We start from the raw sequence: 25,764 nt of genomic DNA, 5'->3' as shown, positions 1-25,764 counted from the left end.
TGGTGACTGCGTGACTGGGCCGGCTGCCAGGGCCGGGCTACGGGGACGGCGGCGCGGTGGGGCGCCGCCGCAGCCGGACGAGCCCGGCGGCCAGGGCGCAGGCCCCGAGCAGCGCGGCGACGAGGGTGACGGCGGGGGCGAGGCCGAGACGGTCCCAGAGCGAGCCCATGACGCCGTGGGTGAGCGCGATGGCGGTGCCGGTGGCGGTGCCGAGCACGGAGGTCGCGGTGGCGCGCAACGCGTCGGGGAAGACCTGCTGGCCCCAGACGGCGAGTGACGTGAGCGCCGCCCCGACGAAGAACTCCGCCCCGAGGTAGGCGATGCCGGTACCGAAGGGGCCCCAGTACACGCAGAGGAGCGACAGGTTCAGACCGAGGAGAAGTACGCAAAGGAGCAGGGCGGGGTCGACGCGCGACGTCCAGCGGGTCGCCGCGGCCCCGGCCGCCGCCGCGACGGACAGCACCAGCAGCGCGAGCCCCAGCCAGCGCGTCGTGAGTCCGCCGGCGGCGAGGGCCGCGGGCTGCCAGGTGAGGATGACGACTCCCAGGTCGACGCTGGCCAGCACGCTGAAGAACAGCAGCGGCCGGCATTCCGGGCCCAGCACGAGCCGGTAGCCGGAGGTCAGGGACCGCCACAGCGTGAGACCGCCGCCCTTCGGCGACTCCGGCCATCCGGCGGCCACCCACCCGGCCGCGCAGAGCAGCACCGCGCCCGCGAAGGCGATGCTCGTACGGGTGTCGACGACCCACGCCCCGGCCGCCACCAGGCAGGCACCGAGGGCCGCCGCCGACCAGCGCACCGTCTCGGCGCCCCGGACGGCTCCGCTGCCCCGGTGCTCCTCCCCGGCGGCGTTGAGGGTGTTGATCAGCAGCGACTGGGCGGCGCCCGAGTAGAGGGCGAGCCCGGACGCCCACAGCAGGATCGCGGCGCCGAAGGCGACGGGGGTGGTGGAGCGGGCGAAGAGCAGGAAGCCCGTTCCCCAGAGCGCCAGACCGCACACCACGAGGCGTTTGTGCCCGTACCGGTCGCCCCAGGCCCCGCTGGGCGCCTCCAGGACGAGCGAGGTCACCGACGTACCGGCCAGGAGGGCGCCGATCACCGCCGCGGAGAGGCCGCTGCCGCCCATGACGGTCACGAACACGGCGCCGAAGACGAAGTCCGCGACGGCCACCAGGCCCGAGAGGATCCAGACCTTGGTGACGAGTGCGTGGCGGCGGCTCCCGGGGTCCGCGCTCACCGCCGTCGTGGGCGGGCTCACGGGGTGCCCGCGAGGTGGTCGGCCAGGCGCAGTGCCAGTGCCGTCATGGTCAGGAACGGATTCCATGATCCCCGGGTCGGGAAGGAGGCCCCGCCCAGGACGTGGACGTTCTCGGCGGCGTGCAGCCGGCCGTAGTGGTCGGTCACCGAGTCGTCCGGGGTGTCGCCCATCCTGAGGGTCCCGGCCTCGTGGTACGCGAACGGCATGCGCCGGGCCGGCGGCTCGGCCGACCAGGCCCCCTCGGCGGGCGACCAGTACTCAAGGGCCGCGTCGCCCGCCAGATGCCGGGTCAGGTGATCGGCCGCGTCGTCCATGGCGTCCCACACCGCGAGGTCGGCGGGGGCCAGCCGGTAGGTCCCGACGGTGGCGCCGTCGTCGCCGAGGGTCACGCTGCTGGCCGTGGGCGAGAGCGGGTCGCCGGCGAGCTGGGCGAGGCCGTGCACCAGCAGCACGACGTGCTCGGGGTCGCTGACCCGCTCCGGCGTGCCGTCACCGAACATGTCGGGCATCAGCCGGTAGACACGGCCGAGGTCGCGGGCCCGGTCGGTCGTCGCGCACGCCGTCACGTGCAGGTGGAACTCGCGCTCCGGGGTGGCGCCGTCGACGTACAGCGCGGCCAGTTCGGCCCGTTGCGTGCTCAGGCCGGGGAAGGCGGCGCGCGGCAGCCGGCAGGTGAAGAAGCTGGCCGTGTTGGCGCCGAGGTTCGTTCCGGCGCCGTGGTGCAGTCCGGCCGGCAGCGACCGGAGCACCAGGCGCGTCGACTCCAGGGTCCCCAGGGCGAGTACGACCTGCGCGTCCCCGACGTCGAGCGGGCCGTCGGCGGTGACGACCGCCCGTACCCGCCCCTCCTCGTGGACCAGGCGTTCGACGAGGCACTCCGTCACGATGTCGACCGTGGCGGGGTGCCCGGCCTTCGCGCGCAGCAGCAGGGTGATGGCGCTGAACTTGTCGACGGCCCCGCTGTCCACCGGTCCCTGCGCCAGCGGAGCGTCGAGGTCCCGCTCGGACTCCGGGTAGATCAGGCTGTCGCAGTCACGTGCGGCCTTCATCATGGAGGCGCCCATGTGGTCCTGGAGCGTGCCGTACTCGGGTCCGAGCCGGCTCGCGGGCCGTACGCCCAGGAGCGACCGGGCGGCTTCCCAGTACGCGTCGAGTCCGTCGGCCACCGGGCGCGGCCAGGCGGCCAGTTGCTGCCGGGTCGGCTGCGGGCACGACCCGCTCCACACGAGCGTTCTGCCGCCCAGGTACGGCACCTGGGCGACGACCTCCAGGTCGCCGTCGGAGCGCCACGGCGTGGCGGCGGCCGACGCCATCAGGGGCTGGAAGGCGAGACCGAGGTTCTGCACGTGGGTGGGGAGCAGGTAGGGGCCCTGCTCCAGGACGAGGACGCGGGCCCCGGGTCTGCGGCTCAGCAGCCGGGTGAGGAAGGCGGCCGCGGTGCCGCCGCCGCCCACCACGACGAAGTCGTACGTACGGCTCCGTACGTCGTCGAAGTCGGTGACCACGTGGTGATCGGCGGAGACGACCCGGTGCCGCGACCGCGGTCGCGCCTGCTGCGGGGAAGGGCTGGAAACGGGCATGGCGAAGGAACCCCCTTGGTACGCGTACGTGTTGGAGTGGCGCGGCGGTTACGCCGCGGCGGTCGCCCCGGTCCGGGAGCGCGTGCGGCGCAGCCCGGCTGCCACCCCGGCGAGGACGACGGGGCCGAGCAGCTCGCCCACCCGGGGCAGCCACCGCACGGGCACCACGCGCCGCAGCGCGCCGGCCGGCAGTGTGGCCAGGGCCGACGCGGCCGGGGTGCCGGGCGCGATCGACGGTTCGGCGCCCGTCTCCCCCACGACGAGTCCGGTCAGGAAGGCCGTCGTCCAGATCTCGGACACGACGATGCGGCTGACGCGGTCCAGCAACGGGCCGGTGTCCGGGAGGCCGGGAAGCAGGGCGACGAGTTCCTCTTCGACGTCCGCCGGGTCGATTCTCCAGCGGTTCAGGGCGGGCCGCGACCGTATCTGCCCCCAGCCGTCGACCGTGTTCTCGTCGGGTACGAAAAGGGTGGCCTGCTGGCTCCACCAGTCGTAATAGGGAATCGCGGTCAGGCCGGTGAGCGAAGAATCCGTCATTTTCCGCCGTGCGGGCGTGCCGTCGAAATTGACGGACTGCCGTATTCCCATGGTGGTGTTTCCCACCAGGCTTTCCACCGCGTCGTGCTGTGCGAGATTGTCGACGGTCGCCCAGGCTTTCACGCCGAGGTGCGCGAGGTATTCCAGCAGTACGACGTCGTCGGGATCCGACTCCGTGCTCCGGGCGGCGGCGAACGCGTCGAATCCCCGGGCGATCCCCACGGGCATCACCAGGGCCGCGCACGGGATGTAGTCGTCGACGACGGGAGCCCACGACAGTCCGTGCGCGGCGGCGATCCGCACACTGCTCGCGGTCCGCGACCCCCACTCGGCGAAGAGCGACAGGGGATCGTGCGGCCGCGCCGCGACGGCTTGGCGGACCCTGGCGGCGAAGCCGGGGACCAGTACGAGGTCGTCCTGGAGCACGAGGTGGTGCGTGGCGCCCGGCGCGATCGAACGCCACGCCAGGCGCGCGGTGCGCCACGCCGACGGCGGGCCGCCGGGCTCGGGGTCGGAGACGACGGTCAGCCCCAGCTCGGGGTGGCGGCGGCACAGTTCGGCGGCCTGCTCCGCCCGTCGCGGGTGACTCATCACCACGGCCGACAGTCGGATGCCGGATGCGGTGCTCTCCATGGTTCCCTCCCTTGTCGAAGTGCCCCCGCCGCCGGGCCGGGGCGCGGCAGGGGCGCGGGCGGTACGGCCTAGCACCGTGCCCCCACCACGTCGCAGTGCCCGCGCAGCGCCTCGGCGGCGTCGTCGAGGCGGCGGCGCGGCACGAGGACGACGTCGGCGTCGTACGTGGACGCGACGAACACCGGGACCCCGGCGGCCGCGAGCGGGCCGAGCAGGCCGGCGAGGACCCCGGGCACGTCCAGGCCGTGCGGGTCGTCCCCGCCGTACAGGGCCGACCAGGTCTCCCCGGCCTCGTCCGGGCCGGCGCGCCGGATCGCGGTGAGCCCCTCCGGGGCCCGTACCAGCGCCAGCCAGGCGTCGTCGTCGGTCAGTGTCTTCAGGGACGCGGCTCTCTCCACCGCGAAGTAGCCGGGCAGAACCCTCAGTTGTCGGCGTGACGTGGTCATTGCGGCCCCCGTGTCGGCAGCGTGTTTCGGCGGTGCGCCCATTCGAGCACACGGCGCATGGCCCGGAGCCTTTCCAGCGGTGTCGGGTTCCGGACCTGACGCTTTCTGGACACCCGTATCGATGGACGCCGCGACCTCGCGCCGGAAAGACTTCACCGGGCTGAGGAACTGCCGGGCATTTCCAGGACGGGACTGCGACGGGCGGTCCCTCACACACACTTGACCGACAAGAAGGAAGAGTTCGGTGTCACTCGTCATTGAAACGCCCGTAGCCGCGGATCTTCCGGTCCGGGCAGCCGACGGAGTTCCGTACCTGGAACTGACCGACAACGAGAGCTCCCAGCTGAAAGGCATGGCGGAGGAGATCCTCGACTACGCACCGGACACCCCGCTCGACCGGCAGCTGGAGCGGCTGGCCCTGCTGGCCCACGAGGTCCCGGCGTCGATCCGCGCGAACCTGACCCGCTTCCGCCTGACGGGACGGCCGTACGGCGGCCTGATCGTCGCCAACCTGCCCGTCGACGAGTCCGCCGCCGGGCCGACGCCCACGGCGTACACCGACGAGCCGGCGAGCCGTGAAGCGGCCCGGGCCGGCGCGCTGTTGCTGCTGCTGGGCTCGCTGATGGGCGACCCGGTCTCCTACCTCACCCAGCAGCGCGGCCGGATGGTCCTCGACCTGTTCCCGATCAAGGGGCACGAGCACCAGCAGCTCGGCTCCAGCTCGACCGTCAACCTGGAATGGCACAACGAGGACGCCTTCCACCCGCTGCGCGCCGACTGGATCATGCTGCTCGGGCTGCGGAACCACGACAACGTGCCCACCACCTTCGCGCCCGTCCAGGACATCGAACTGTCCGACCACGCACGGGAGATCCTCTTCCAGGAGCGGTTCGTGATCCTCCCGGACGAGTCGCACACGGCGCAGTTCAACGCCTCGACCACAGGCGTCGAGGGGTCCGACTGGGTGGCGCGCGCCTTCGAGCAGATCGCGCGGATGAACGAGGAGCCTCGCCGTACGGCGGTCCTCTCGGGCGATCCCGCGGCACCGCACATCTGCATCGACCCGGCGTTCATGCCGCGCGACCTGGACCCGGAGGCCGCCGCGGCGCTCCAGGAGATCATCTCCGGCATCGACCGCGGTCTGCGGGACGTGTCCCTGGCCCCCGGCGAGATGCTGATCGTCGACAACAAGCGGGCGGTGCACGGCCGCAAGCCGTTCACGGCACGGTACGACGGCACGGACCGCTGGATACGCCGGATCAACGTCATGGCGGACCTCCGCCGCGCGGACGGGCGCCGGTACGGCGACCACGGCCGGGCGCTGGTCTGACAGTCCGCGGTTCCCGCGGTGGAGCCGCTCGCCGGGCCCCGCCCGGGCCGCTCCACCACGGGACCCGCCCCGGAAAGGTGCCATGACCCAGCTCGCGAACCCCACTCCCGCCACCGGTGCGACGGCCCCTCCGTACGGCGCCTTCTTCGCCGTCGGCGGCATCGTCGTCCTGCAGACCGGCGTGGCCTGCTCCGCCAAGCTCTTCCCCCAGCTCGGTGTGTCCGGCACGTCCTGGCTGAGGCTGCTGATCGCCGCGCTCGTGCTCGCCGTGTTCGTACGGCCCTGCCTGACGGGCAGGACCCCGCGGCAGTGGGGATCCGTCCTCCTGCTGGGCGTCGCCTCGGCCGGCATGACCCTGCTGTTCTCCGCGGCCGTCGACCGCATTCCGCTCGGCATCGCGGCGACCATCGAGTTCCTCGGCCCGCTGTCCGTGGCGATCGTGGCCTCCCGCCGCCTCGTGCACGGGCTGTGCGCGCTGCTGGCCGGCGCGGGGGTGGCGCTGATCTGCTTCGTCGGCTCGGCGGGCGCGGGGGAAGCCCTCGACGCGGCGGGACTCGGCCTGGCGTTCGCGGCGGCGGCGTGCTGGGCGGGGTACATCCTCTACACCCGGGCGGTCGGCGAGGTCTTCGCCGGCTACCAGGGCCTCGCGGTGTCCATGGCCGTCGCCGCGCTCGTGGTGACCCCCGCCGGGGCCCACGAAGGCATTACGGGCCTGCTGGACGCCGCCGATCCGCTGCTGCTGCTCGCCGCGGTGGCCGGGGTGGCGCTGCTTTCGCCGGTGGCCGCGTTCGCACTGGAGATGACGGCGCTGCGGCGGATGCCGGTCCGTACCTTCGGCATTCTCACCAGCCTGGAGCCGGCGGTCGCCGCCCTGGTGGGGCTCGTCCTGCTGGGCCAGGCCCTCGGCTGGGCCCAACTCGCCGGTCTGGCCTGCGTCGTCACGGCGAGCGCCGCCGCCACCTGGGCGGACCGTACGGGTGCCCACGACTCGCAGCGCGAACACGCACCACGCACAGAGGAGACACGATGACAACGAAGTGGCAGGAGGTCGGCGCCGGTGTGTTCCAGCGCCGCTACGAGCCCTGCGACGTGACGGTGACGGCGATCGTCGGCACCGAGGGCGTGGCGGTGGTCGACACCCGCTGCTCGCTGGAGGAGGCCGAGGAGATCAAGCGGGACATCGCCGGGTTCGCGCCGGTGCCCGTGCGCTGGGTGGTGAACACCCACTCCCACCTCGACCACACCTGGGGGAACGTCGCCTTCGCGGCCCCCCACCACGACCCGGCCGCGGAAATCTGGGCCCACGCGTCCGTGCCCGCGGCGCTGACCCCGGACGACCCCGCCGTCGCGTTCTTCCTGGACACGTTCACCGACAACGGCCCCGACTGGCAGGCCAAGGTGGAGGGGTTGCGGATCGCGCGGCCCACCCGGCTGGTCGACCGCGCCTCGGTGATCGACCTCGGCGGCCGGACCATGGAACTGCGCTGGACCGGCCGGGCGCACACCGCGGGCGACCTGTGGGTCGTGGTGCCGGACACGGACGTCGTGGTGGCCGGCGACCTGATCGAGGAGGCCGGGGCGCCGATCTGGGGCCCGGACTCCTTCCCGTTCGAGTGGCCCGGAACGCTCGACGCGGCCACCGCCGCCACCGGTTTCATCGGCGCGGGCACGACGGTGGTCCCGGGGCACGGCGCTCCCGTCGACCACGCCTTCGTCCGGGAGCAGCGCGAGCTGATCGCCTCGGTCGCCGAGGAGATCCGCGCGCTGCACGGCGCGGGCGTACCGCTGGACCGGGCCCCGGCCGTGGGCACCTGGCCGATCCCGGAGGGACGTACGACGTACGCCCTGGAGCGCGGCTACGCGGAACTCGACCGGAGGGCCGCGGCCGGGCTCGCAACGGCCGGCACGGTGAGCGGGGCCGGCACAGACAGCACGATCGGCTCGATCGGCTCGATCGGCTCGATCGGCTCGATCGGCTCGATCGGCAAGGTCGGCAAGGTCGGCAAGGTCGGCAAGGTCAGCACGGAAGGCATGCGATGAGCGAGAGCATTGCGCACGAGGGCGTTGCGCCGGAGAGCGTTCCACCGGCGAGCGCCGCGCCGGAGGGCGTCGCGCAGGGCAGCGTCGCGCCGGCGGGCGTCGCGCTGGAGAAGTACGACGTCGACCCGGTACGCGGATTCCTGCCGGGCCGCGACCCGCTGGTCCGGCTGCCCGAACCCTTCGCCGCGTGGGACGACATCGCCGCCCGGCTGCCGAAGCACCTGGTGATCGGGCGCGGCCGGGCCCTGCTGGCGCAGGTGCCGCGGCTCGACACGGACGCGCTGCGCGGGCAGGCCGAGCTGGAGCGGGCCATGCTGCTGCTGTCCTACTTCGGCCACGCGTGGATCAACGACAGCGAGCCTCCGGCCGACACCGTGCCGGCGAACATCGCCGTGCCGTGGGCGGCGGTGGCCGCCCGGCTCGGCCGTCCGCCGATCCTGTCGTACGCGACGCAGCAGCTGCACAACTGGCGTCGTGTGGACGACACACGGCCGGTGGAGCTGGGCAACATCATCCGGCTCCAGGACTTCCTCGGCGGGCTGGACGAGGACTGGTTCGTCCTGGTGCACATCGCGATCGAGGCGGCGGCGGGTCCCGGTCTGCGCGCGGCGGTCCGGGCCCAGGACGCCGTACTGGCCGAGGACGCCGAGGGGGTGGCCGAGTCGCTGGGCGAGGTGGCGCGCAGCCTGGCGGCGATGCGGGAGGTGCTGGCGCGGATGCCGGAGGGCTGCGACCCGTACATCTACTACCACCGCGTACGCCGCTTCCTGTTCGGCTGGAAGAACAACCCCGCCTTCCCGGAGGGGATCCGGTACGAAGGGGTGGCGGAGTTCGGGGGACGGCCGCAGCAGTTCAGCGGTGAGACGGGCGCGCAGAGCGCGATCGTGCCCTTCCTGGACACGGTGTTCGGCATCAGCGACGAACAGGACCCGCTGGCGGACTACATGATGTCGCTGCGCGACTATCTGCCGCCCGCCCACCGGGCGTTCGTCGAGGAGGTCGGCCCCCGCGCGGACCTGCGCGGCTTCCTGCTGACGCGGCGGCCGGCCCAGGCCGTGGCGGCGTACAACGCGTGCGTGGAGGCCATGTACGCGTTCCGCGAACTGCACCTGGGGTACGCCGCACGCTATGTGCAGCAGCAGGCGCAGCGCGACGCCTCGAACTCCAACGAGGTCGGCACGGGCGGCACCCCTTTCATGCGCTACCTGCGACGGCACCTGGACAACGTACGGGCGCACGTCATCGAGTGACGGGGGCCCCGGTACGCCACGACGCCGGCGCCGGACCGGGCGACGGCCGGCGGGGCCGCCACCCGACCCGGTTCGCTCAGTTCTCCAGCCAGCCCATCCGGGCGGCGTTGAACCCGGCCTGGAAGCGGCTCTCGCTGCCGAGTCTGGTGATCAGTTCAGCGACCTGCCGGCCGACGGTGCGCTCGGAGACCCCGAGTTTGCGGCTGATCGCCTCGTCGGTCATCCCGGCGGCCAGCATCTGGAGCACCTCGCGCTGGCGGGCCGTCGGCGCGGGCACCGCCTCGGCCGCCGAGCCGGCCGGCTCGGCGCCGCGGCCGTTGCCGGCCGAACGCGGCACCAGCAGGGTGCCGCTGCCCCAGCAGTGCTCGAAGATGTCCTCGAAGATGCCGACGAGGAGTTCCCCGCGCACCCGTACGGCCGAGACGGGCTCGCCGGGCGGTGTGAGCGACTGGGGATAGGCGAGGAACGCGAGGGTGTGGTCGATGACGATCAGCCGCAGCGGCAGCAGCTGCGCGATACGGACCTGAGCACCGAGCCCCGCCAACTTCCCAAGGTAGGCGGCCACATGGGGGACGGCGGCGGTGGACGCCAGATGGATGGTGCGGATTTCGATCCGCCGCTCCAGCACGGCGGCGTCGCGGTCGAGGCCCTCCTGGAGCATCTCGGCAGGCAGCGGCTTGCCCGGATGCATGGACAGGACCCGGTAACGGGCGTGATGGGAGGCGTCCTCCAGCGCGGCGGTCACCTCCGCCTCACCGCTGAGGACCTCGATCTGCGCCTCGGAGACGTTGCGGCAGTGGATGGGCCGGAAGGTGTCGACGAGGCTTTCGACGGCGCGGCGGGCGTCGGCCACCTCGTTCAGCACGGAGACCGAACTGCGCATCGCCCGGCCGAGGAGCCGGTGCACGGCCGAGTCGGGGGTCAGGACCGTCCACCCGCTCGGCGCGGTGCCGGACTCGACCAGCAGATTGAGTTCCACGAGCCGCTCGACGGCCCCCCGTACCTCCTGGGCGGACCAGGACAGCTCCTCCCGGACCTGCTCGACACGCCACAGCGGGTCTCTGACGATCCGGGAGTAAAGGACTTCGGCGTGTTCCTGACGGACATCCTGACGGACAACAGACGCTCTCAACGCACCCCCCACGGTGGGCCACCAAGGCCAGTGAGCTGCCGATTCAAACACGCACCGGGCCCGTCGCGCAGGGGTGTCCGCCATGGGGACGCCGGGCCGGGCGCCGCCTGTCCGGGAGTGGCCATAGCCGGTATCGGACACAAACCGTCCCTAGCCACGGCACTCACCGTACGGACATGATTACCGCGCCGCAAAGGACTAGACCTTCTGACGCCGGCCCAGCGCAGTGCCGTCGTACGTTCCGCGCCCAGCCTCGCGGGGCCGCCCCCGCACCGGACCGCTGACCTTGTTCGAAAGGCATCCCTTCCCCATGAACCGCCGCACCCCCGCACTCCTGCTCACCGCCGGCCTCCTCGCCGCCCTGGCCCTCGCGACAACAGCCGTCCACACGGCCCCCACCGCCTCCCACCCCCGCGCGACAGAGGGCCGCTCCCTGATCTGGGGCTGACGCCGACCGGCCCCGAAAAGCCCCGCGCGCCACCGCAGGCGCGCGGGGCTTGCCCATGGCCGCACAGGCCCGGCCGCAGCCCGAGGCCCGGGGCGAGCAGGGGCACGTCCCGCCGTCGACGGGCACCGAGCTGACGCCGGCCGGTATGCGGTCCGGTCTGCTCACCTCACCGACGGTCGCCTCAGCGTCCATGACAGCTTCTGCAGCCTCGGTGGCAACTCGCTGCACCTGATCCGGCCGACTACGGCGATCGGGCAGAAGTCGGCGTCGCGCCGGAGGTGCGCCGGCTCTACCTGGCGCCGGCCGTGCGCGGCGTCGCGTCGATGCTCACGGAACAGCTCTCCGTACAGGCGACCGAGCCGTCCACGGACGGCGTGTCAGCCCTGGTACCGCTCGATCCGAACGGGACGCGGCCGGCGTTCTTCTCCTCGCCGAGCAGCCGGGCGAGGACCACCCGTTCTACGGTCTTCGAAGCTCCCGGCTGCGCGGTGAGCCGCTCCCGCGGTCGCTGGCGGACTTTGCCACCCACTACGTTGCGGATGTCCGAGCAGTCCAGCTGGAGGGCCCTACCAGCTGGCGGATGCCCGGTCCGCGGAGCCGTCGCGGCGGAGATGGCGGCCCAACTGCGTGTGGCGGAGCGGGAGATCGGCGCTCGTCCTGTTCGACACGGCCACTCCGGGCGCCGGTCCGGACCGTTCGGCCGGCAGGCCCGACCAGGCCGGGCAGTTGGCCTCCTTCGTCCACGATCTGGCTCACCTGCGGGGCAGTCCGGTGCCCGCCGTGGACCTGGCACAGCTGCGCGCGCTCCCCGACGCGGAGCAGGTGGACCGCGTGGTACGGCTGGCTGGACGGCGGGGACGCGGACGTCCTCGCGGCGACGGCCACCCGGCTCGCCGAACTCCGGGTCGACGGGATCGCCACCTTCAGCGACCGCACGATCGAGTTCACCGCCGGCCTGGCGCAGAAACTGGGCCTGCCCTTCCACACGCCCGGGACGGCCGCGGACCTCGTCGACAAACACCGGCAGCGTGTCCGGCTCACCGATGCCGACGGGGTGCCCACACCGGCTGGCCGGAAAGGGAACCGCCCTCGCCGCCCTGGCGGAGACTGGCGGGCGACGATCAACACGGCGACGAGGAGAGGAGGGCGTGCCGATGGAGGCGTTCACGTACGAGCCTGCCGCCGATCGGCTTTTCGGGGTCGTCCGCATCGCGCTCGACCACGAGGGCGGGACGCTGACGGTGAGCGGCGACGGGCTGCCACGCACCGAGATCCGGCGGAACGCCGGTACACCGCTGGAGAGCCATGTGCCGATCGGTACGCGCGACCGGGGGCGGCTCACCCTGAGCGTGGACGGCGCCGAGGAGTCCCTGCGCCCTGCGAAGGGCTTCCTCACCCGGCGTTCGTACCGGGTGGAGGCAGGATCCGCGGCGCGGGGGCACGGGTATCTGCTGGTGCCGGACTCCCTGGGCACCAGCCGTCTGCTGCGCGACGGCCGTCTCCTCGGCGTCTTCACGTCGACCGGGGACGGGACGGTCGGCGCCGAGTGGGAGGAGCCGACGAGCGGCGAGGGCATCGAGCCCCACGACGCCGCCGTGGGATACGCGCTCGCCGGCGCCTTCGGGACGGGGGCCGAGCCGATGTGGAAGCTGACGCTGAACGCCCTGCTGGAGATGTGGCCGTGAGCAGGGTCCGCCGTCATTCCTCGACCCGCGGCAGCGGGTGGGAGCAGGTCGAGCGGGCGACGAAGGCGATGCCGTCGTAGTCCTGCGCCGGTACGAGCGGCGCGGTGTGGAAGCGGTAGGAGAACCGCGGCACGTTGGCGCCGAAGCTGCGCTGTGCCTGCGGCGCGTGCAGCCAGGGGGCGGTGCAGCGCACGTCGAAGTAGTAGTCGCCCTTCAGGGCGTCGGCGAGCCGTGCCTCGATGGACCGGGTTCCGGTGCCGATGCGGTGCCGTGCGGGAGGGGCCTGGAGGTCGTCGCCCCTGCGGGCGAGGAAGGAGCCCTTGCCGAAGAGCAGGGCCAGGGCGTAGTAGCGGTCACCGTAACGCTCACGGAGCCTGCTGCCGAGCGCGGTGACCCGGTCCCCGTACGTGCCCTTCGCGAGGTGGCCGTTGTGCGCCCAGACCATGACCCGGGCCGTCGGGTCGTCGTCCACGAGGCGGGCCACGGCGTCGGCCATGGCACGGTCGCGGACGGCGAAGGCGCTCTCCTCACCCGCGGACTGGTCGAGCGGGCGGGTCACGAGGTCGGCGGCGCGGACCAGGATCCGGGCGTGCTCGACGACGTCGTCGTCGGCGGCGTCGTGGTCGGCGAGGTGCCGGGCGACCTCCTCGGCGCGGTGCCGGAGCGCCTGGCCGGGGTCGGGGCGCGAGCCGGGGCGGGCGTGGACCAGGACCTCCAGGGCGCGGGCGTCCTCCTCCCGTTCGGGCGCGCATGCGCGCAGGAAGGCCGTGACGGCCTCGACCGAGTCGGCGCCGCGCTGCGGGTCGATGCCGGCGAAGCGGACTCGGCGTTCCCCGGGGAGGTCGCGGTTGTGCGCGCGGAGCCACTGGACGAGGTCGACCATCTCCTGGGTCCGCCAGGTCCAGAAGCCGAGCCGGGCGACGAGCCGGGCGGGGTCGCCGACGCCGTGCCGGACGTATGCGTCCACGGCCCGGGCGGCGGACTCGCTGGCCTCCATGGCGAGGGTGGTGAACCCCTTCTCGCGTACCAGGAACTCCACGATCCGGTGCTTCAGCCGGAAGAACTCGGCGGTGCCGTGGGTGGATTCACCGAGCCCGACGATACGGGCGCCGCCCAGCTTCGCCCCCAGCGGTTCCAGGTCGTCGGTGGGCGCACCCGGGGTCAGCCTGTCCAGGGGGCGGGCGTGCTCGGTCAGCCAGCGGGCGATGTCGTCGGGCACCGGGGTGCCTCTCCTCCCTGCGTGCGGCGGCGCGCGGCCCGTGCGGTCCGCCCGTGTCGCCACACCCGGTCGTGTGTCAGTTCTCCGCCTCGCGGCACGCCGTCAGGATCTCCCGGAGGTCTCGTACGGCGTCCTCTCGGCCATGGTCGGAATACACGCCCGCGACGTTGACGACAACTTCGTCCACGCCCGCACGGCCGTATTCGGCCAGTCCGGCCGCGATCTCCCGGGCCGTGCCGTGCAGGAAGACGCCGGCGTCGACGATGGCGCGGGCGCCGAGGTTCGGGCGACTGTGGTGCACGCGCAGCCCGGCGCGCCGAAGCATGTCGCAGTAGTGGGGCCCGGCGAGGTGGGCGCGGGCCGCCGTGTAGGCGAGCCGGTACGGGTTGCGGTGCGGGCGGCCGACGGCGGCGTGCACGACGGTGACCACCCGGGGCACGGGGCGGCCCGCCTCGGCGGCGCCCTTGGCCATGGCGGGCAGCAGGGTGTCCCGGACGTAGCCGTGCGGGGTCATCCAGCTGATGGCGGCGTCCGCGACCTGACCGGCGGCGCGCGCGAGCGCCGGGCGCAGCACGCCGAGCCCGGTCTCGACGCCGGGGTGCGGCAGCGCGGGCAGCCGGACGGCGCCGTCGTCGGTGTCGGGTCCGAGGAGTCTGCGCACCTCCCGGAGGTAGGCGACGCAGGTGTCGCGGGGGCTGTCGTACGGCTTGCCGTGCAGGCCGGCGACGAAGTCCGGGGTGGCCGGGCCGAGTCCGAGGACCGTGGGGTGGCCGGTGAGCAGCGCGAGGGAGCGGGACTGGATCGCGGCCTCCATGGGGTGCCGCAGCGGCATCAGGACGACGCTGGTGCCGACCGGCACGCGGTATCCCCGGCCGGCCAGATAGGCGAAGACCTGCTGGGTGTCCGCGTTCAGCGACTGGCCCTGCCAGAGGCGGGCGGCCCCGCCGTCGCGGACGAGCGCGGCGAAGGGGACGAGGGACTCGGGGTCCGTCGGCATGAGGGGGTACAGGACGGATACGCGCATCGTTCGGCCTCAGGAGGACGCGGCTTCGGTCAGATAGCCCGAAGCCTGGATTCGGAAGAGACGGGCATAGACGCCGTCGGCCCGCAGGAGGTCCCGGTGGACGCCGTCCTCGCTGACCCTGCCGTTCTCCAGGACGACGATCCGGTCCGCCATCCGGACCGTGGAGAAGCGGTGGGCTATGACGAGGGAGGTGGCGCCGCGGGCGACGTCCTTGAGCCGGGAGAAGATCTCGGCCTCGGCCTCGGCGTCGATCGCCGCGGTGGGTTCGTCGAGGACGACGACAGGGGCGCGCCGCATGAAGGCACGGCTGAGGGCGATCTTCTGCCACTGGCCGCCGGAGAGCTGGTGTCCGTCCTCGAAGTGCCGGCCGAGGACGGTGTCGTGGCCCTGTGGCAGCGACTCCACGATCGCCGAGGCGCCACCCGCGCGGGCCGCCTCGGCGATGCGCGCGGTGTCCTCCCGGGCCTCGACGCGGCCGAAGCCGATGTTGTCGCGGACGGGCAGCTCGTAGCGGATGAAGTCCTGGAAGATGACGCCCATGTGGCGTTGCAGATCGTCGAGGTCGTACTCCTCGATGGGCACGTCGTCGATCAGGATCTGTCCGCCCGTCGGCTCGTAGAGGCGGGTGAGGAGCTTGACGAGGGTGGTCTTGCCCGCGCCGTTCTGCCCCACGAGGGCGACGCACTCGCCTGCCGGGAGGGTGAAGCTGACGCCGTCGAGGACGACGCGGCCGGTGCCGGGGTAGACGAAACGCACGTCCCGGAACTCGATGCCCTTGCGGAGCTTCTCCGGGAAAGGCCGGGTGCCGCCCTTGAGCCGGCGTTCGGGCAGGGCGAAGAAGGCGAAGAGGTTGCCGAGGAAGAGGCTGTCCTTGTAGAGGGCGGCGATGCCGAGCAGCATGCCGTGCGCGGAGACCTGGATCGAGCCGACCGCCTGAAGGTAGCCGGCGAGCTGGCCGACCTGGCCCGCGTCGGTGGTGGAGTGGATGGCCCAGAGCACGGCGCCGGACGAGGCGGCGACGCTGACCAGGCCGAGGACGCCGCCGAGGACGGACTGCCGGCGTGCGAGCCGCCGGTCCACGTCGAAGAAGGTCCGCACGAGCCGGGTGTACCGCTCCAGGAGGTGCGGCCCGAGCTGGAAGAGCCGTACCTCCTTGTACGTGTGATCGGTGGTCGTGAGGTGCTGGTAGTAGTACAGGCGGCGGCGGTCGGGGGCCCGTTCGTACTCGATCTCGTACGCCTTGTGGCTGAAGAACATGTACGAGATCACCGACGGGACGGGCGAGAGCAGGATCACCAGGGCGATCCAGGGGCTCCAGGAGAAGAGCACGACGCTGACGGTCGCCAGCGTGACCAACTCCCGGGCCACCTCCAGGAGCTGGGTGAACACCTGGTAGACACGGCCGCCGCTGCTCTCCTGGAAGGCGCGCTGCATCGTGTCGTAGATCTCGGCGTCCTCGTACTGCTCCAGGTCGAGCCGGGTGCCCTTGCGCATCACCCACTCGCCCACGCGGGCGGTGAGCTCCAGGCGCAGCAGGGTGTCGAGGTACTGGAGGAACGTGCCGAGGACGTGGTTGGCCAGCCCCACGCCCAGCAGCGCGACGCCCGCGAGCAGGGCGGTGCGTCCGGCGTCCGGGTCGCCGGTGACGGCGTCGGCGACGCCCTGCACGACGGCGGCGACGAGGCCGATCTGAGCGGCCGGGATCAGGGCGAGCAGGACGGAGACAATCGTGAAGGCTGTGACCCGAAGCGGGCTGAGCCGCCAGAACAGCCCGCTGACGCGCAGCCAGATCATCGGCGCTCCTCTCCCGGCCCGGCCGGTCCCCCCGCGCCCGGCGGGGCGCCGGCGGCCGCCTCGCGGCCGCGGACCGCGCGCCGGACGTGGGCCCACAGGGCGTGGCTGCGGGCCTCCCGGTCGAGGTCGATGGGCAGCAGGCGGTTGATCTGCATGTGGGCGAGACTGGCGAGGACCTGGTCCTCGGAGCCGACCAGAACCCCTTCCCGGGCGGCCGCCCACACCGCCTCCGCGGTCTGCGCCACGGCGTGCGCCTGTGCCGCGAAGGTCTCCTGGAACAGCAGGCGGTGGGCCCGGCCCTCCTCGTGCGGGTCGCGGTCCCAGGGGCTGAGGAGTTCGCACAGGTAGTCGCGATGGGCGCGAAACAGCGCACGGGTGTCGCGGACATGGGCGTCGTCCGGGCCTGCGCCGTGTTCCGCGTACGGGGCCAGGTCGGCGCCCCACTGGACGTGGAGGATGTCGAGGGCAGCGACGGCGAGGAACTCGGGCCTGACGTCGAGGCGCCGGGACAGCAGCAGGGCGGTGGCCTCACTGTTGGCGCGGAAGAGCCGCTCGACCGCGTCGAAGACGTCCTGGCCGCCGTAACGGGCGATCTCCGGTGCGTATGCGGCGAGTTCGATGTCACGGGCGAGCCCGAGGCCGACGAGGCTCCGGCCCCACGCGGTGACCCGGGTGAGGGTCTGGGCCGGTTCGGTGCCGCGCACCCGCAGGCGCAGGTGCGGGAAGGGGTCGGCGTACCGGATGTAGAACCAGCGGTCCAGGAGGTTCTCCGCGGTCAGTTCGGCGACGAGGTCGCGGAGCGGGCCCGCGATGATCTCGTCCTGCCGCTCGGGCGCCGCGTAGACCTTGAGGAAGGTCCAGGCGCTGCCGGGGGCGTGGCGCTCCACCGGTATCTCCCGGCCGTGACGCGGCACGGGCGCGCGGGTGGCGCGCACGGCGTCGCGGGCGACGACGGGCACGACGACCTCGGCGGCGTAGCGCTCGCCCGCCTCGTCCTGGAGCCACATGCCGTCGAAGGAGGGCAGCATCTCGTGCAGGACGACGTCGGTCCGTTTGGCCAGTTCGGTACGGATCTCCTCGCGGCACGCGGGGTGGTCGAGGTCGAGGAGCAGCCGCTGGTCGGCCTCGACGAGGTAGACGTGCCGGGGTACCCGCCACCGGGCCCGCCAGCCGTCGAGGTCGCCGGCGGCGTGGGCGGCGAGCCGCCACTGGGCGGGCCGCAGGACGGCCTTGCCCCGGCTGACGCGGGGCAGGAACGGGGCCGCCTCCGCCGGTCCCCAGGAGAAGCCGGTCGGCAGGACGTAGCCGTCCTGGGACGCCTCGATGAGGAAGCGGGCGACGTTCGGCGCGAGGGTCGGGCTGAGCATGTGGTGCTGCGCCACGACGATCTCCCGGTCGAGCCGGCGCGACCACAGGTGGAAGCGGTCCCCGGTGACGCCCACCAGGACGTCGTCCAGCGGCACGATCCGGTCCGGGCCCACCGACGGGGCGGTGTTGACGGGGATCTCGTAGGGCCGCACGGCGGGGCGGAGTGTCACGTTGGCGGCGCGGCCGTAGGGCGGCAGGAAGGCGAGTTCCGCGTAAGCAACGTCGGGGAAGAGGGCCTCTTCACGCCGCGCGTACGCCCGGAGCCGTTCCACGGCGTCCACACCGAGCAGGTCGCCGAAACGACCGAAGGTGCGTCCGCCGTAGGTGAGGCTGTCGTGGCGCAGGACCGCTCGCCACTCCCCCCGGTCCAGGGCCTGCCGGTCGGCGGCATGGATCTGGACGTACGCCTCCATCGCGGGTGGCGGGTCCGGTACGGGGCCGGGCGGGGCGAGCCGGTCCAGCCATGCGTCGGTCAGCTCGACCTCGTCGGCGCGGTCCCACCACGCCTGCTGGGCGAACGCGACGAGCGCGCCGTCCAGGCGGGCGGTGTCGTCGGGAGGGCCGGTGGGCAGCTCGATCGAGCGTGGCGGATTGGTGTACGTCGGTGGTGCGTCGAGGCCGGTGTCGGGGCTGAGCAGACTGAGGACGGGGACGCGGGTCCCGGCGCCGTACCGCTCGGTGAACTCCTCGCGGTAGCGCGTCAGGTGGTCGCGCCTGCCGTGGGCGGCGCTGAGCCGCATCAGGACGCCGACGGCTTCGGCGGCGACCTGCCCGACGGAGGCGTCCAGGACCGGCTCGCGCAGGTCGAGAAGGGTGTCCGCCTGGTAGCTCCGTCCGGTGTGGCCCGGCACGAGGTCGCTCTGCGCCGCCGCGAGCGCGCGCAGCGAGGCGGTGTCGTGGACCCGGTCGGCGAGGTCGGCGACGACCCGGAGCCGTTCGGCGGCGGGTGCGGCCGCGGGAACGCCGGTCAGCTTCTTCAGGACGTGGTGTTCGGGGCGCCCGGCGGTCTGCGGCGGCCGCAGGTCACCGATGAGGAAGCCCAGGTCCCAGAGCTGCCGGACCAGTCCCGCGACGGTATCGGCCGGCACGTCGGGGAAGGCGGCGGCGAGTTCGGCGGTGATCCGCTGGTACGGGACGGGCGCGCCGGCCGTCCGCATGACGAGGTCGACGGCGGGGGTGGCGCGGACGCGGACGGTCCGCTCGTCGTGGCGGCCGTACTTGTCGGCCTGCGGCAGGACGACGCGGTCGCCCGCGCGGGCGGCCGTCGGGTTGAGGACGAGGTGGAGCTGGCTCAGCAGGTCCGCGTCCTCCTCCAGCTTCTCGATGAGCGCCAGCAGCCAGCCCATGTCGGCCCGGACGCGCAGCCGGTGGTCCTCGGGCCGGCCGAGACGGGCGGTGGTGGCAGCGCCGAACTCACCCATCGCGACGCCGGAGAAGGCACCGAAGGGGGTGGGCCGGGTCGCCATGCGGGTCAGGTAGCGCAGCAGCCCGGAGCGCAGGCGGCGGAGGCGCTTTTCGGTGAGGTCGTCCAGGCGGTCGAGGCTGCCGGCGAGGTCCTCGCTGGCGACGAGCAGCGCGCGGGCGACGTCGGGGCGGCGGGCGAGGTCGACGAGGGCCTGTGGGGTGCGGGCGGGGTCCTCGGTGAGGTCGAGGAAGGCGCGGGCGGGCAGGACCGGGGAGCGCAGCAGGAAGAACCCGGCGGGCTCGTAGGACGGCATGGGCATCACCGGGCGAGGAAGGCGCGGAACCAGGCGGGCCGCTGGTCGCCGAGGGCGGCGAGCAGGGTGAGGGCGACTCCGGTGGCGCCGGTGAGGAGCCCCGGGTCGTCGACGGGGGTGCCGGGGTCCTCCAGGTCGGCGAAGCCGAGCGGGCGGGCCGGTTCGTGATCGTCGAGCAACTCCCCGACGAGGGCCGGGAGCCGGTCCCGGGCGGCGGCGCTGTGGGGCGCGAACTCCAGGGTGAGCATGACGAGTCCGGCGAGCCCGTGGCAGAGCGTGGGCGACAGCGGGCGGAGGTTCCCGGCGCGGGCGAGGGCGCCCTCGAAGGCGGTGACGGCGGCGGTACGGAGCTCCTCGTCGGCGGTGGCTTCGGCGACGGTCAGCAGGGCGCCGGCGACGCCGACGGTGCCGTAGCACCAGGCGATCCGGTCGTGCCCGCACCCGGTGGCGGCCTCGCGGCCGTGCTCGTCGACGGGAACGCCCTCGCCCCAGACCGGCCCGTACGCGTCGGCGCCGGCCCGGTCGCGGATCCAGCGGGTGAGGTGGGCGACGGCCTCCCGCTGGCCGGGCCTGCGGTGGCCCGCCTCCCAGGCGGCGGCGAGGGCGGCGGCCACGCCCGGAGCGCCGTGCGAGAGGCCCAGGTTGAGGTATCCGTGCGGGTACTTGGCGTGGTAGTCGCCGACGGGCGGGTAGTGCGCCGGGGTGATGAGCCAGCGGTGCGGGGTGGCCTCGGTCTCGGCGGGTCCGGCGAGCCAGACGAGGTGGTCCACGAGCACGGCGACGGCCTCGGCGACGCGCGCGGAGGGCTCGGGGACGGCGCAGAGGTGGGCGAGGGTACCGGCAGCGCCGGTGACCAGATCGTAGTCGAGGTCGCTGACGGCCCGCTCGACCCGGTGCGGGGGCGCGGCGAGGACCTGCTCGGCGAGCTGCTCGTTCAGCCGGTCGAGGCTGGGGACGAAGCGGGGCTCGTCCCGGGCGACGTCGGCGAGGGCGAGGGCGAGACCGCTGGTGCCGGCGAACAGGCCGTAGTGCTCCAGGGGTTCGACCTGAGTGGACAGGACCGCCTCGCGGATGTGGGCGTACGCCGTGTCCGGCTCACCGAGCCCGGCGCGAGCGGCGTACAGGTGGAGAAGCGCCGAACCGGCCAGACCGTGGGTAAGACTCGGCGGGTACCAGGCGCCGGAGGTGTCGCTCTGTTCGGCGGCGCGCAGCGCGAGGTCGTCGAGCTGGGCGGGGGTCGTGGTCGCGGCCACGATCTGGCTGATCGCCGTCCGTGCGCGCCGCACGAGTGCGGGGTCTGCCGTGCCGGCCCAAGTGTCGTTACCGTGGTGGGCGAGGTGCATGTCAGTCCAGTCCTGTCTGTTCGGCGTGCTGCTCGCGCTGCGTCGACGGGTGCTGCCGTGTCTCCACCACGGCAGCACCCGTCAGACGTTCAGCCCGTGCCTACTTGGGGCCCACGCAGAGGATCGTGCACATCGAGGTGCAGGCACACGTCTTGGTGACGCTGCAGCCGACACGCGTGCAGACGGTGCGGGTGGCTATCGTCGAGATCGACGGCGGGGGCGCCTGCTCACCGGCGGGGCCGGCGACGGGGGCGGAGATACGGGCGTCCAGGTCGAATGCGTCCGACACGACTTTTCCTTTCGGAGTTTCCTTCCCGGCGGCGGAATCCGCCGGGAACGCCGGTGTTTTCCCGGCGCCGGACAAAGCCTGCCGAATATCGGTCATCGCTTCCATTGGCCGTGGCGACAATATTCACGCCGGACGGGGAATACCTTCCGTTGCGAAGGCATAGGAGGCGAGGCACACGGCAAGGCGGGAATCGAGTTCCAGTTTCTCCATGACGGCGGCGACATGCGCGCGCACGGTTCTCTCGGTGACGTGCAGGCGCTGCGCCATCGACTCGTTCGACAGTCCCTCGGCGAGCAGCAGGAAGGTCTCCTGCTCTCGCGGGGTGAGTCGGCCGACGCGCGCGAGCGCGGGTTTCCAGTGCGGCCCGCCCGGCGCGCGGGCGGGTGCGGAGTGGGGTGTGCCGGTCTCGCTCACGGCGCTGCGACGCTCCTGTCTGCAGCGGCCCTGTCCAGCGGCCGCATGAGGTGGTCGGTGGTCAGCCTGCGGTAGAACGGATCCTCGCTGAGCAGCTGTTCATGGGTGCCCACGGCGCTGATCCGGCCGTCGTCCAGAACGACGATCCGGTCGGCGGCGCGTACGGTCGACATGCGGTGGGCCACGACGAGCAGCGCGCGCTCCCGGGAGATGTCGCGGAGCATGTCGGTGAGGTCGCGTTCGTTGATCGGGTCCAGTTGCGAGGTCGGTTCGTCGAGCAGGACGAGTTCGGGCCGGGGAAGCAGCGCGCGGGCGATGGCGACGCGTTGACGCTCGCCACCGGAAAGGTTGAACCCGCGGTCGCCGACAGGTGTTTCCAGGCCCTCCGGAAGGCGTTCGACGAGTTCGGTGAGATTGACCATCCGCAGCGTTTCGCGAATTCTCTCCTCGTCGGCTTCCGGGTTCGCGTACGTGAGATTGTCGCGCAGCGTTCCGTAGAGCAGCGGCGCGTGCTGCTCCACCAGTCCGATACGGGCTCGGTGGGCGCGCGGGTCAGTTCCGCTGAGGTCCTCGCCGTCGAAGAGGACGTGTCCGCCGTCGGGCTCGTAGAACTTCTCGACGAGCGAGACGAGGGTGGTCTTTCCCGCGCCGGACCGGCCGACGAGCGCGATGAGCCCGGTCCGGGGCACGGCCAGGGAGACCCCGCGCAGCACGGGCCGCTCACCGTACGAGAACGTCACTTCACGCAGGTCGAGCAGGGGCGAGGGGGTCCGGGCGGAGGGCTCGGCGGGCGGGGCCTCCACCGCCGCGCCGGCCTCCTCGGCCCCCTCCGCCGGGAGCCGCAGGACGTCCTCGATGCGACGCAGCGACCCGAGGCCGCGCTGGATGAGGCTGAGCGCGTTGAAGAGCCCCGCGAGCGGCATCACGAGATAGGTGGCGAAGAGCAGGAACGCCACCAGTTCGCTGACGGACATGGAGCCGTTGGAGACCCGGACGGCGCCGATCAGCAGCACGAGCAGGAAGGATCCGTTGACCGCGATCTCCATGGCCGGCCCGACGACGGAGCCGAGCCGGGCCGAGCGCACCCCGGCGGCGTAAGCCGCGTCCACGTCCGCCCCGATCCGCTCGGCCTCCCGGTGTTCGGCGCGGGACGCCCGTACGGTGCGGATGCCGCCGAGGGCGCGCTCGAGGTCGGCGGTCATCGCGCCGACGCCGGCGAGGGCCTGTTCCGTACTGGTACGGATGCCCGCCATCACCCCGGCGACGAGGACGGCGGCAACCAGGAGCGTCGCGGCGACGACGAGGAACATCACCGGGTCGATCCAGAGCATCAGCCCGGCCGCACCGACACCGGTCACGGAGACGGTGACGAGCTGTACGAAGCTGCCCGCCACCATGTCGCGCAGCACGGTGGTGTCGGTGCCGACGCGTGACAGCAGATCGCCGACCCGTCGGCCCTCGAGCTCGCGGACTTGTACGAACAGCAGCCGTTCGACGAGCCGTCGGCGCAGGCGCCGGATGACGCTCTCGCCGGTCACGTCCAGCAGGTACTGGCCGCACGCCTCAAGGGCCGCCTGGGCGATGAAGAGGGCGGCCAGTGCGACGACCATCAGAGAGACGGCGCGGTCGGCTGCGACACGGTCGATCAGACGCATCGTCAGGAGCGGTTGGAACAGGCCGAGTACCGTCCCGGCGACGGTGAGCGCGAGCGCGGCGCCGACGGTACGGCCGCTCCCGCGCAGCAGCCGCAGCAGGTCGCGGGGGCGGGGCCCCTCGGGCGCCGCGGCGCCCTTGGCCGTCGGCTCGGTCGCGGGCTCCGTCCCGGGCCCCGGCGACCCGGTCGTGGGCCTGGTGACGGACGGCTCCGTCAGGGGCGGCTCCGTCATGGGCGGCTCCTCTCCTCGGTCCGGGAGCCCACGCTGATCAGCACCCGGAAGTAGCTCTCGGGCAGTTCCTCGCCGACCAGCCGGCCCTCCGCCTCCACCCAGGCGTGGGCGCCGAAGGGCGGCGTGGCGCGAACGCCGACGCACCAGGTGGGCCACTCCCCCCTGGCCCGGCACAGCAGCGCGGTGGCCACCGAACGGGGCAGGCACCCCTCGCGTCCCGCGCACACCGCGCTGACCGTGGTGACCGCCTGGCGCGCCCGGTACGTACGGTCGTGTCCGGCCGGCCGCGCACCGCGCGCCACCAGGCGAAGGAGGCGTCCGAGCCGGGCGGGCGGCAGGTGGAGCAGGGGGCGGGCAGCCGCCACGGCGAGGCGGGCGGCGGTGCGCTGCGCCAACGACGTCCCGGTGTGGGTCTCCGGCACGGTGTGGAAACTCATGGCCGGACCAGGCGGGCGTCGCGCAGGGCGGTCAGGAGCTCGCCGACGTCGGCCGTCGCCCGGTCGCCGTCCACGTCGAACTCGGAGCAGAGAGTGGCGGCGATCTCATCGGCCGGTGTGCCGGCGAGCAGGGCGGTCAGGACCAGGCTGCCCGTCGGATTGAGCTCCCAGTACTCGCCGGTTCCGCCGTCGAGCAGGACCTTTCCGTAGTCCGTGTCGACCAAGGACACGTCCTCGCGCAGTTGCATCGTGTTTCCCCTTCAGATGGTGCGGAGCCAGATCTCGCAGGCGAGCGTGGCGTCGAGGCCGCCGTGCCGCAGTTCGGGCGACGAGGGCCGCAGGGTGACGTCGACGAGCCGCTCGGCGTCGACCAGGCCGGTCTTGGCGAGGTACGAGTCCCGCCACAGGTCGGCGAGCCGGCCCCGGTTCTCCCGGAGGCCGTTGGCCGCGTCCGCGGACGCCTCGCCCTTGGTCGTCCGGCGCAGCAGGGCGTCGGGGACCCGGCCGCGCATCGCGGTCTTGAGCAGCGGCTTGAACTCCCACGGGGTGGCGCGCTCCTCGGACCGCACGGACCAGCACGCCCCGACCACCGTGTCGTCGAGGAAGGGGCTGGCCAGCGGCAGACCGCTGTGCTCGGCGACCTGGTGCAGGATCCGGGTGGCGCGCGTGCCGTGGTGCAGTGTGTGGAGTTCGTTGTGCAGGGCCCGGGTCGCGCCGCGTGGTTCGGCGGTGCGGGCGGCCTCCCGCAGACTCCGGCGTACGGAGGCGGCGGCGTCGGGCGTGGCCCAGCCCGGGAGGCGCGGCGGGATGTCCCAGCCGAGCACGTCCGGGCTGTGCGGGCCGGGCCGGGGGGCGGTGATCGCGTCGGCGGCGTCGGCGAGCCACTGCCCGTACGGGCGGCGGTCGGTGAGCACCGACAGCGTCTCCCGCAGCGACCAGCGGTTCTGGGCGCGGTAGCCGCGGATGCTGCGCAGTGCGGTGAGCGGGTGGCTGGTCAGCAGGTCGCGGTGGTGGGCGGGGTGGCCCCACAGGACGTGGTCGCCGCCCATGCCGGTCAGGTGCAGCCGTGAGCCGCCGGCCAGGAGGCTGTCGTGGCCGACGAGTTGACGCGGCTGGTCGAGGATGGTGGGCAGGGGTTCGTCGACGGGACCGCGGACGTCCAGCAGGCCGCTGTAGAAGAGCGGGATCTCGTCGATGTCGAGCATGACGTGGTCGAGGCCGTCGATCTCGGCGGCGGCGAGCCGCGCCCACCGCTCGTCGTCGTCACCCGGGTCCCGGCTCGGCATGGTGAGCGCGGGCAGCGGCCCGTCGCTCACCCGGGCGGCGAGCGCGCAGACGGTGGTGGAGTCCAGCCCGCCGGACAGGTCGGCGCTGACGGTGCCGGCCGCGTCCACCCGGATCCGTACCGCCTCTTCGAGCGCGTGCCGGAGCGCCTCGGCGCCCTCGGCGAGCGGTACGTGCGTGCGGGGCGGCTCCCACCAGCGGGTCGTCCGGGCGGGGGTGCGGCCGAACCGGAGGAGTTCACCGGGGACGACCGCGTGGACACCGCGCCAGAGCGGGACGTCGCCCAGCGGGTGAGGGACGAAGTCGAGCAGGCGCAGAGCGAGGACGTCCTCGTCTACGGGCGCGTCGAGCATCCGGGCCAGGACGTCGGCGCGGTTGGCGGCGACGGTGAGCCCGTCGGAGGCGGCGTAGAAGAGGCGGCGCAGCCCGGCGGCCGTACCATGGGCGTGGATCTCGCCGTGGGCCTCGACGACGACGTGGAAGTCACCGGGCAGCCGGGCGGTCAGCCGGTCGACCGCGTCGATCTCGCGCACCCCGGCGAGGTGCGCCTCGAGTTCGGCGGCGCAGACCGGGGTGTGCCCGAGGAGCGCCACGAAGAGCCCGTGGCTGTTGCGGGCGTGGACGGAGCCTGCCCAGTCGCCCACGATGA

At 73.3% G+C, this 25,764-nt stretch carries 23 protein-coding genes; 6 read left to right on the top strand and 17 right to left on the bottom strand.

Annotated features, from left to right (window positions below):
• Positions 1–37: 37 nt before the first annotated feature.
• The 4 genes from ACWGH0_RS02275 to ACWGH0_RS02260 form a co-directional block, all read right to left on the bottom strand.
• The gene (locus ACWGH0_RS02275) at positions 38–1,258 is read right to left on the bottom strand and encodes an MFS transporter (protein ID WP_453402211.1); all 1,221 of its coding nucleotides are present in this window, start codon (positions 1,256–1,258) and stop codon (positions 38–40) included.
• Positions 1,255–2,838, bottom strand: coding sequence for a GMC oxidoreductase (locus ACWGH0_RS02270; RefSeq protein WP_453402210.1), 1,584 nt, complete (start codon positions 2,836–2,838; stop codon positions 1,255–1,257). Before ACWGH0_RS02270 ends, ACWGH0_RS02275 begins: the two co-directional genes overlap by 4 nt.
• Before the next feature lie 48 nt (positions 2,839–2,886).
• Positions 2,887–4,008 (bottom strand): hypothetical protein, encoded by a 1,122-nt coding sequence (locus tag ACWGH0_RS02265; protein ID WP_453402209.1) that lies wholly within the window; start codon positions 4,006–4,008, stop codon positions 2,887–2,889.
• 68 nt (positions 4,009–4,076) lie between these two features.
• Positions 4,077–4,454, bottom strand: a complete 378-nt coding sequence (locus ACWGH0_RS02260) for an ACT domain-containing protein (RefSeq protein WP_453402208.1) — start codon at positions 4,452–4,454, stop codon at positions 4,077–4,079.
• A gap of 244 nt (positions 4,455–4,698) precedes the next feature.
• Here ACWGH0_RS02260 and gntD point away from each other — a divergent pair, with 244 nt between their 5' ends.
• From gntD to ACWGH0_RS02240, 4 genes are all read left to right on the top strand, one after another.
• The gene (gene gntD / locus ACWGH0_RS02255; protein ID WP_453402207.1) at positions 4,699–5,784 is read left to right on the top strand and encodes a guanitoxin biosynthesis L-enduracididine beta-hydroxylase GntD; all 1,086 of its coding nucleotides are present in this window, start codon (positions 4,699–4,701) and stop codon (positions 5,782–5,784) included.
• An 82-nt stretch (positions 5,785–5,866) separates the two neighbouring features.
• On the top strand, positions 5,867–6,814 hold the full coding sequence (locus tag ACWGH0_RS02250; RefSeq protein ID WP_453402206.1) for an EamA family transporter: 948 nt from the start codon (positions 5,867–5,869) through the stop codon (positions 6,812–6,814).
• A complete protein-coding gene (locus ACWGH0_RS02245) occupies positions 6,811–7,824 on the top strand; it encodes an MBL fold metallo-hydrolase (protein WP_453402205.1) in 1,014 nt (337 codons plus the stop codon). Before ACWGH0_RS02250 ends, ACWGH0_RS02245 begins: the two co-directional genes overlap by 4 nt.
• The gene (locus tag ACWGH0_RS02240; protein ID WP_453402204.1) at positions 7,821–9,074 is read left to right on the top strand and encodes a hypothetical protein; all 1,254 of its coding nucleotides are present in this window, start codon (positions 7,821–7,823) and stop codon (positions 9,072–9,074) included. The genes ACWGH0_RS02245 and ACWGH0_RS02240 overlap by 4 nt, the downstream gene beginning before the upstream one ends.
• Positions 9,075–9,150: 76 nt before the next feature.
• Here the strand turns inward: ACWGH0_RS02240 and ACWGH0_RS02235 are convergent, their stop codons facing one another.
• The gene (locus ACWGH0_RS02235; RefSeq protein ID WP_453402203.1) at positions 9,151–10,206 is read right to left on the bottom strand and encodes a LuxR C-terminal-related transcriptional regulator; all 1,056 of its coding nucleotides are present in this window, start codon (positions 10,204–10,206) and stop codon (positions 9,151–9,153) included.
• Between the two features lie 310 nt (positions 10,207–10,516).
• On the opposite strand from ACWGH0_RS02235, the gene ACWGH0_RS02230 reads away from it, so the two are divergent.
• A complete protein-coding gene (locus ACWGH0_RS02230) occupies positions 10,517–10,654 on the top strand; it encodes a hypothetical protein (RefSeq protein WP_453402202.1) in 138 nt (45 codons plus the stop codon).
• A gap of 289 nt (positions 10,655–10,943) precedes the next feature.
• Here the strand turns inward: ACWGH0_RS02230 and ACWGH0_RS02225 are convergent, their stop codons facing one another.
• Positions 10,944–11,183: a hypothetical protein gene (locus ACWGH0_RS02225; RefSeq protein ID WP_453402201.1), complete on the bottom strand. Its 240-nt coding sequence runs from the start codon at positions 11,181–11,183 to the stop codon at positions 10,944–10,946.
• Positions 11,184–11,808: 625 nt separating this feature from the next.
• Here ACWGH0_RS02225 and ACWGH0_RS02220 point away from each other — a divergent pair.
• Entirely contained in the window at positions 11,809–12,339 is a 531-nt protein-coding gene (locus tag ACWGH0_RS02220) for a hypothetical protein (protein ID WP_453402200.1), read from the top strand.
• Positions 12,340–12,352: 13 nt separating this feature from the next.
• Here the strand turns inward: ACWGH0_RS02220 and ACWGH0_RS02215 are convergent, their stop codons facing one another.
• The 11 genes from ACWGH0_RS02215 to ACWGH0_RS02165 all read right to left on the bottom strand — a co-directional run bounded on the left by ACWGH0_RS02215 (position 12,353) and on the right by ACWGH0_RS02165 (position 25,759).
• Positions 12,353–13,558, bottom strand: a complete 1,206-nt coding sequence (locus ACWGH0_RS02215) for an erythromycin esterase family protein (protein ID WP_453402199.1) — start codon at positions 13,556–13,558, stop codon at positions 12,353–12,355.
• Positions 13,559–13,634: 76 nt separating this feature from the next.
• The gene (locus ACWGH0_RS02210) at positions 13,635–14,582 is read right to left on the bottom strand and encodes an LLM class flavin-dependent oxidoreductase (RefSeq protein ID WP_453402198.1); all 948 of its coding nucleotides are present in this window, start codon (positions 14,580–14,582) and stop codon (positions 13,635–13,637) included.
• A gap of 9 nt (positions 14,583–14,591) precedes the next feature.
• Positions 14,592–16,376 carry an ABC transporter ATP-binding protein gene (locus ACWGH0_RS02205; protein WP_453402197.1) on the bottom strand — a complete coding sequence of 595 codons (1,785 nt, stop codon included), beginning with the start codon at positions 16,374–16,376 and terminating at the stop codon, positions 14,592–14,594.
• Positions 16,373–19,462, bottom strand: a complete 3,090-nt coding sequence (locus ACWGH0_RS02200) for a lantibiotic dehydratase (RefSeq protein WP_453402196.1) — start codon at positions 19,460–19,462, stop codon at positions 16,373–16,375. Before ACWGH0_RS02200 ends, ACWGH0_RS02205 begins: the two co-directional genes overlap by 4 nt.
• Before the next feature lie 5 nt (positions 19,463–19,467).
• A complete protein-coding gene (locus ACWGH0_RS02195; RefSeq protein WP_453402195.1) occupies positions 19,468–20,748 on the bottom strand; it encodes a lanthionine synthetase C family protein in 1,281 nt (426 codons plus the stop codon).
• 157 nt (positions 20,749–20,905) lie between these two features.
• Positions 20,906–21,094: an FDLD family class I lanthipeptide gene (locus ACWGH0_RS02190; protein WP_453402194.1), complete on the bottom strand. Its 189-nt coding sequence runs from the start codon at positions 21,092–21,094 to the stop codon at positions 20,906–20,908.
• A gap of 123 nt (positions 21,095–21,217) precedes the next feature.
• A complete protein-coding gene (locus ACWGH0_RS02185) occupies positions 21,218–21,508 on the bottom strand; it encodes a response regulator transcription factor (protein ID WP_453402193.1) in 291 nt (96 codons plus the stop codon).
• Positions 21,505–23,394 (bottom strand): ABC transporter ATP-binding protein, encoded by a 1,890-nt coding sequence (locus ACWGH0_RS02180; RefSeq protein ID WP_453402192.1) that lies wholly within the window; start codon positions 23,392–23,394, stop codon positions 21,505–21,507. Before ACWGH0_RS02180 ends, ACWGH0_RS02185 begins: the two co-directional genes overlap by 4 nt.
• Positions 23,391–23,831: a lasso peptide biosynthesis B2 protein gene (locus tag ACWGH0_RS02175; protein ID WP_453402191.1), complete on the bottom strand. Its 441-nt coding sequence runs from the start codon at positions 23,829–23,831 to the stop codon at positions 23,391–23,393. Before ACWGH0_RS02175 ends, ACWGH0_RS02180 begins: the two co-directional genes overlap by 4 nt.
• The gene (locus tag ACWGH0_RS02170; RefSeq protein ID WP_453402190.1) at positions 23,828–24,079 is read right to left on the bottom strand and encodes a lasso peptide biosynthesis PqqD family chaperone; all 252 of its coding nucleotides are present in this window, start codon (positions 24,077–24,079) and stop codon (positions 23,828–23,830) included. The genes ACWGH0_RS02175 and ACWGH0_RS02170 overlap by 4 nt, the downstream gene beginning before the upstream one ends.
• Before the next feature lie 12 nt (positions 24,080–24,091).
• A complete protein-coding gene (locus ACWGH0_RS02165; protein ID WP_453402189.1) occupies positions 24,092–25,759 on the bottom strand; it encodes an asparagine synthase-related protein in 1,668 nt (555 codons plus the stop codon).
• Positions 25,760–25,764: the final 5 nt, after the last annotated feature.

It is taken from the genome of Streptomyces sp. NPDC054887, from assembly GCF_053610585.1.
Note: the sequence above shows the minus strand (reverse complement) of the source record. Positions and strands in the feature narration are given on the sequence as shown.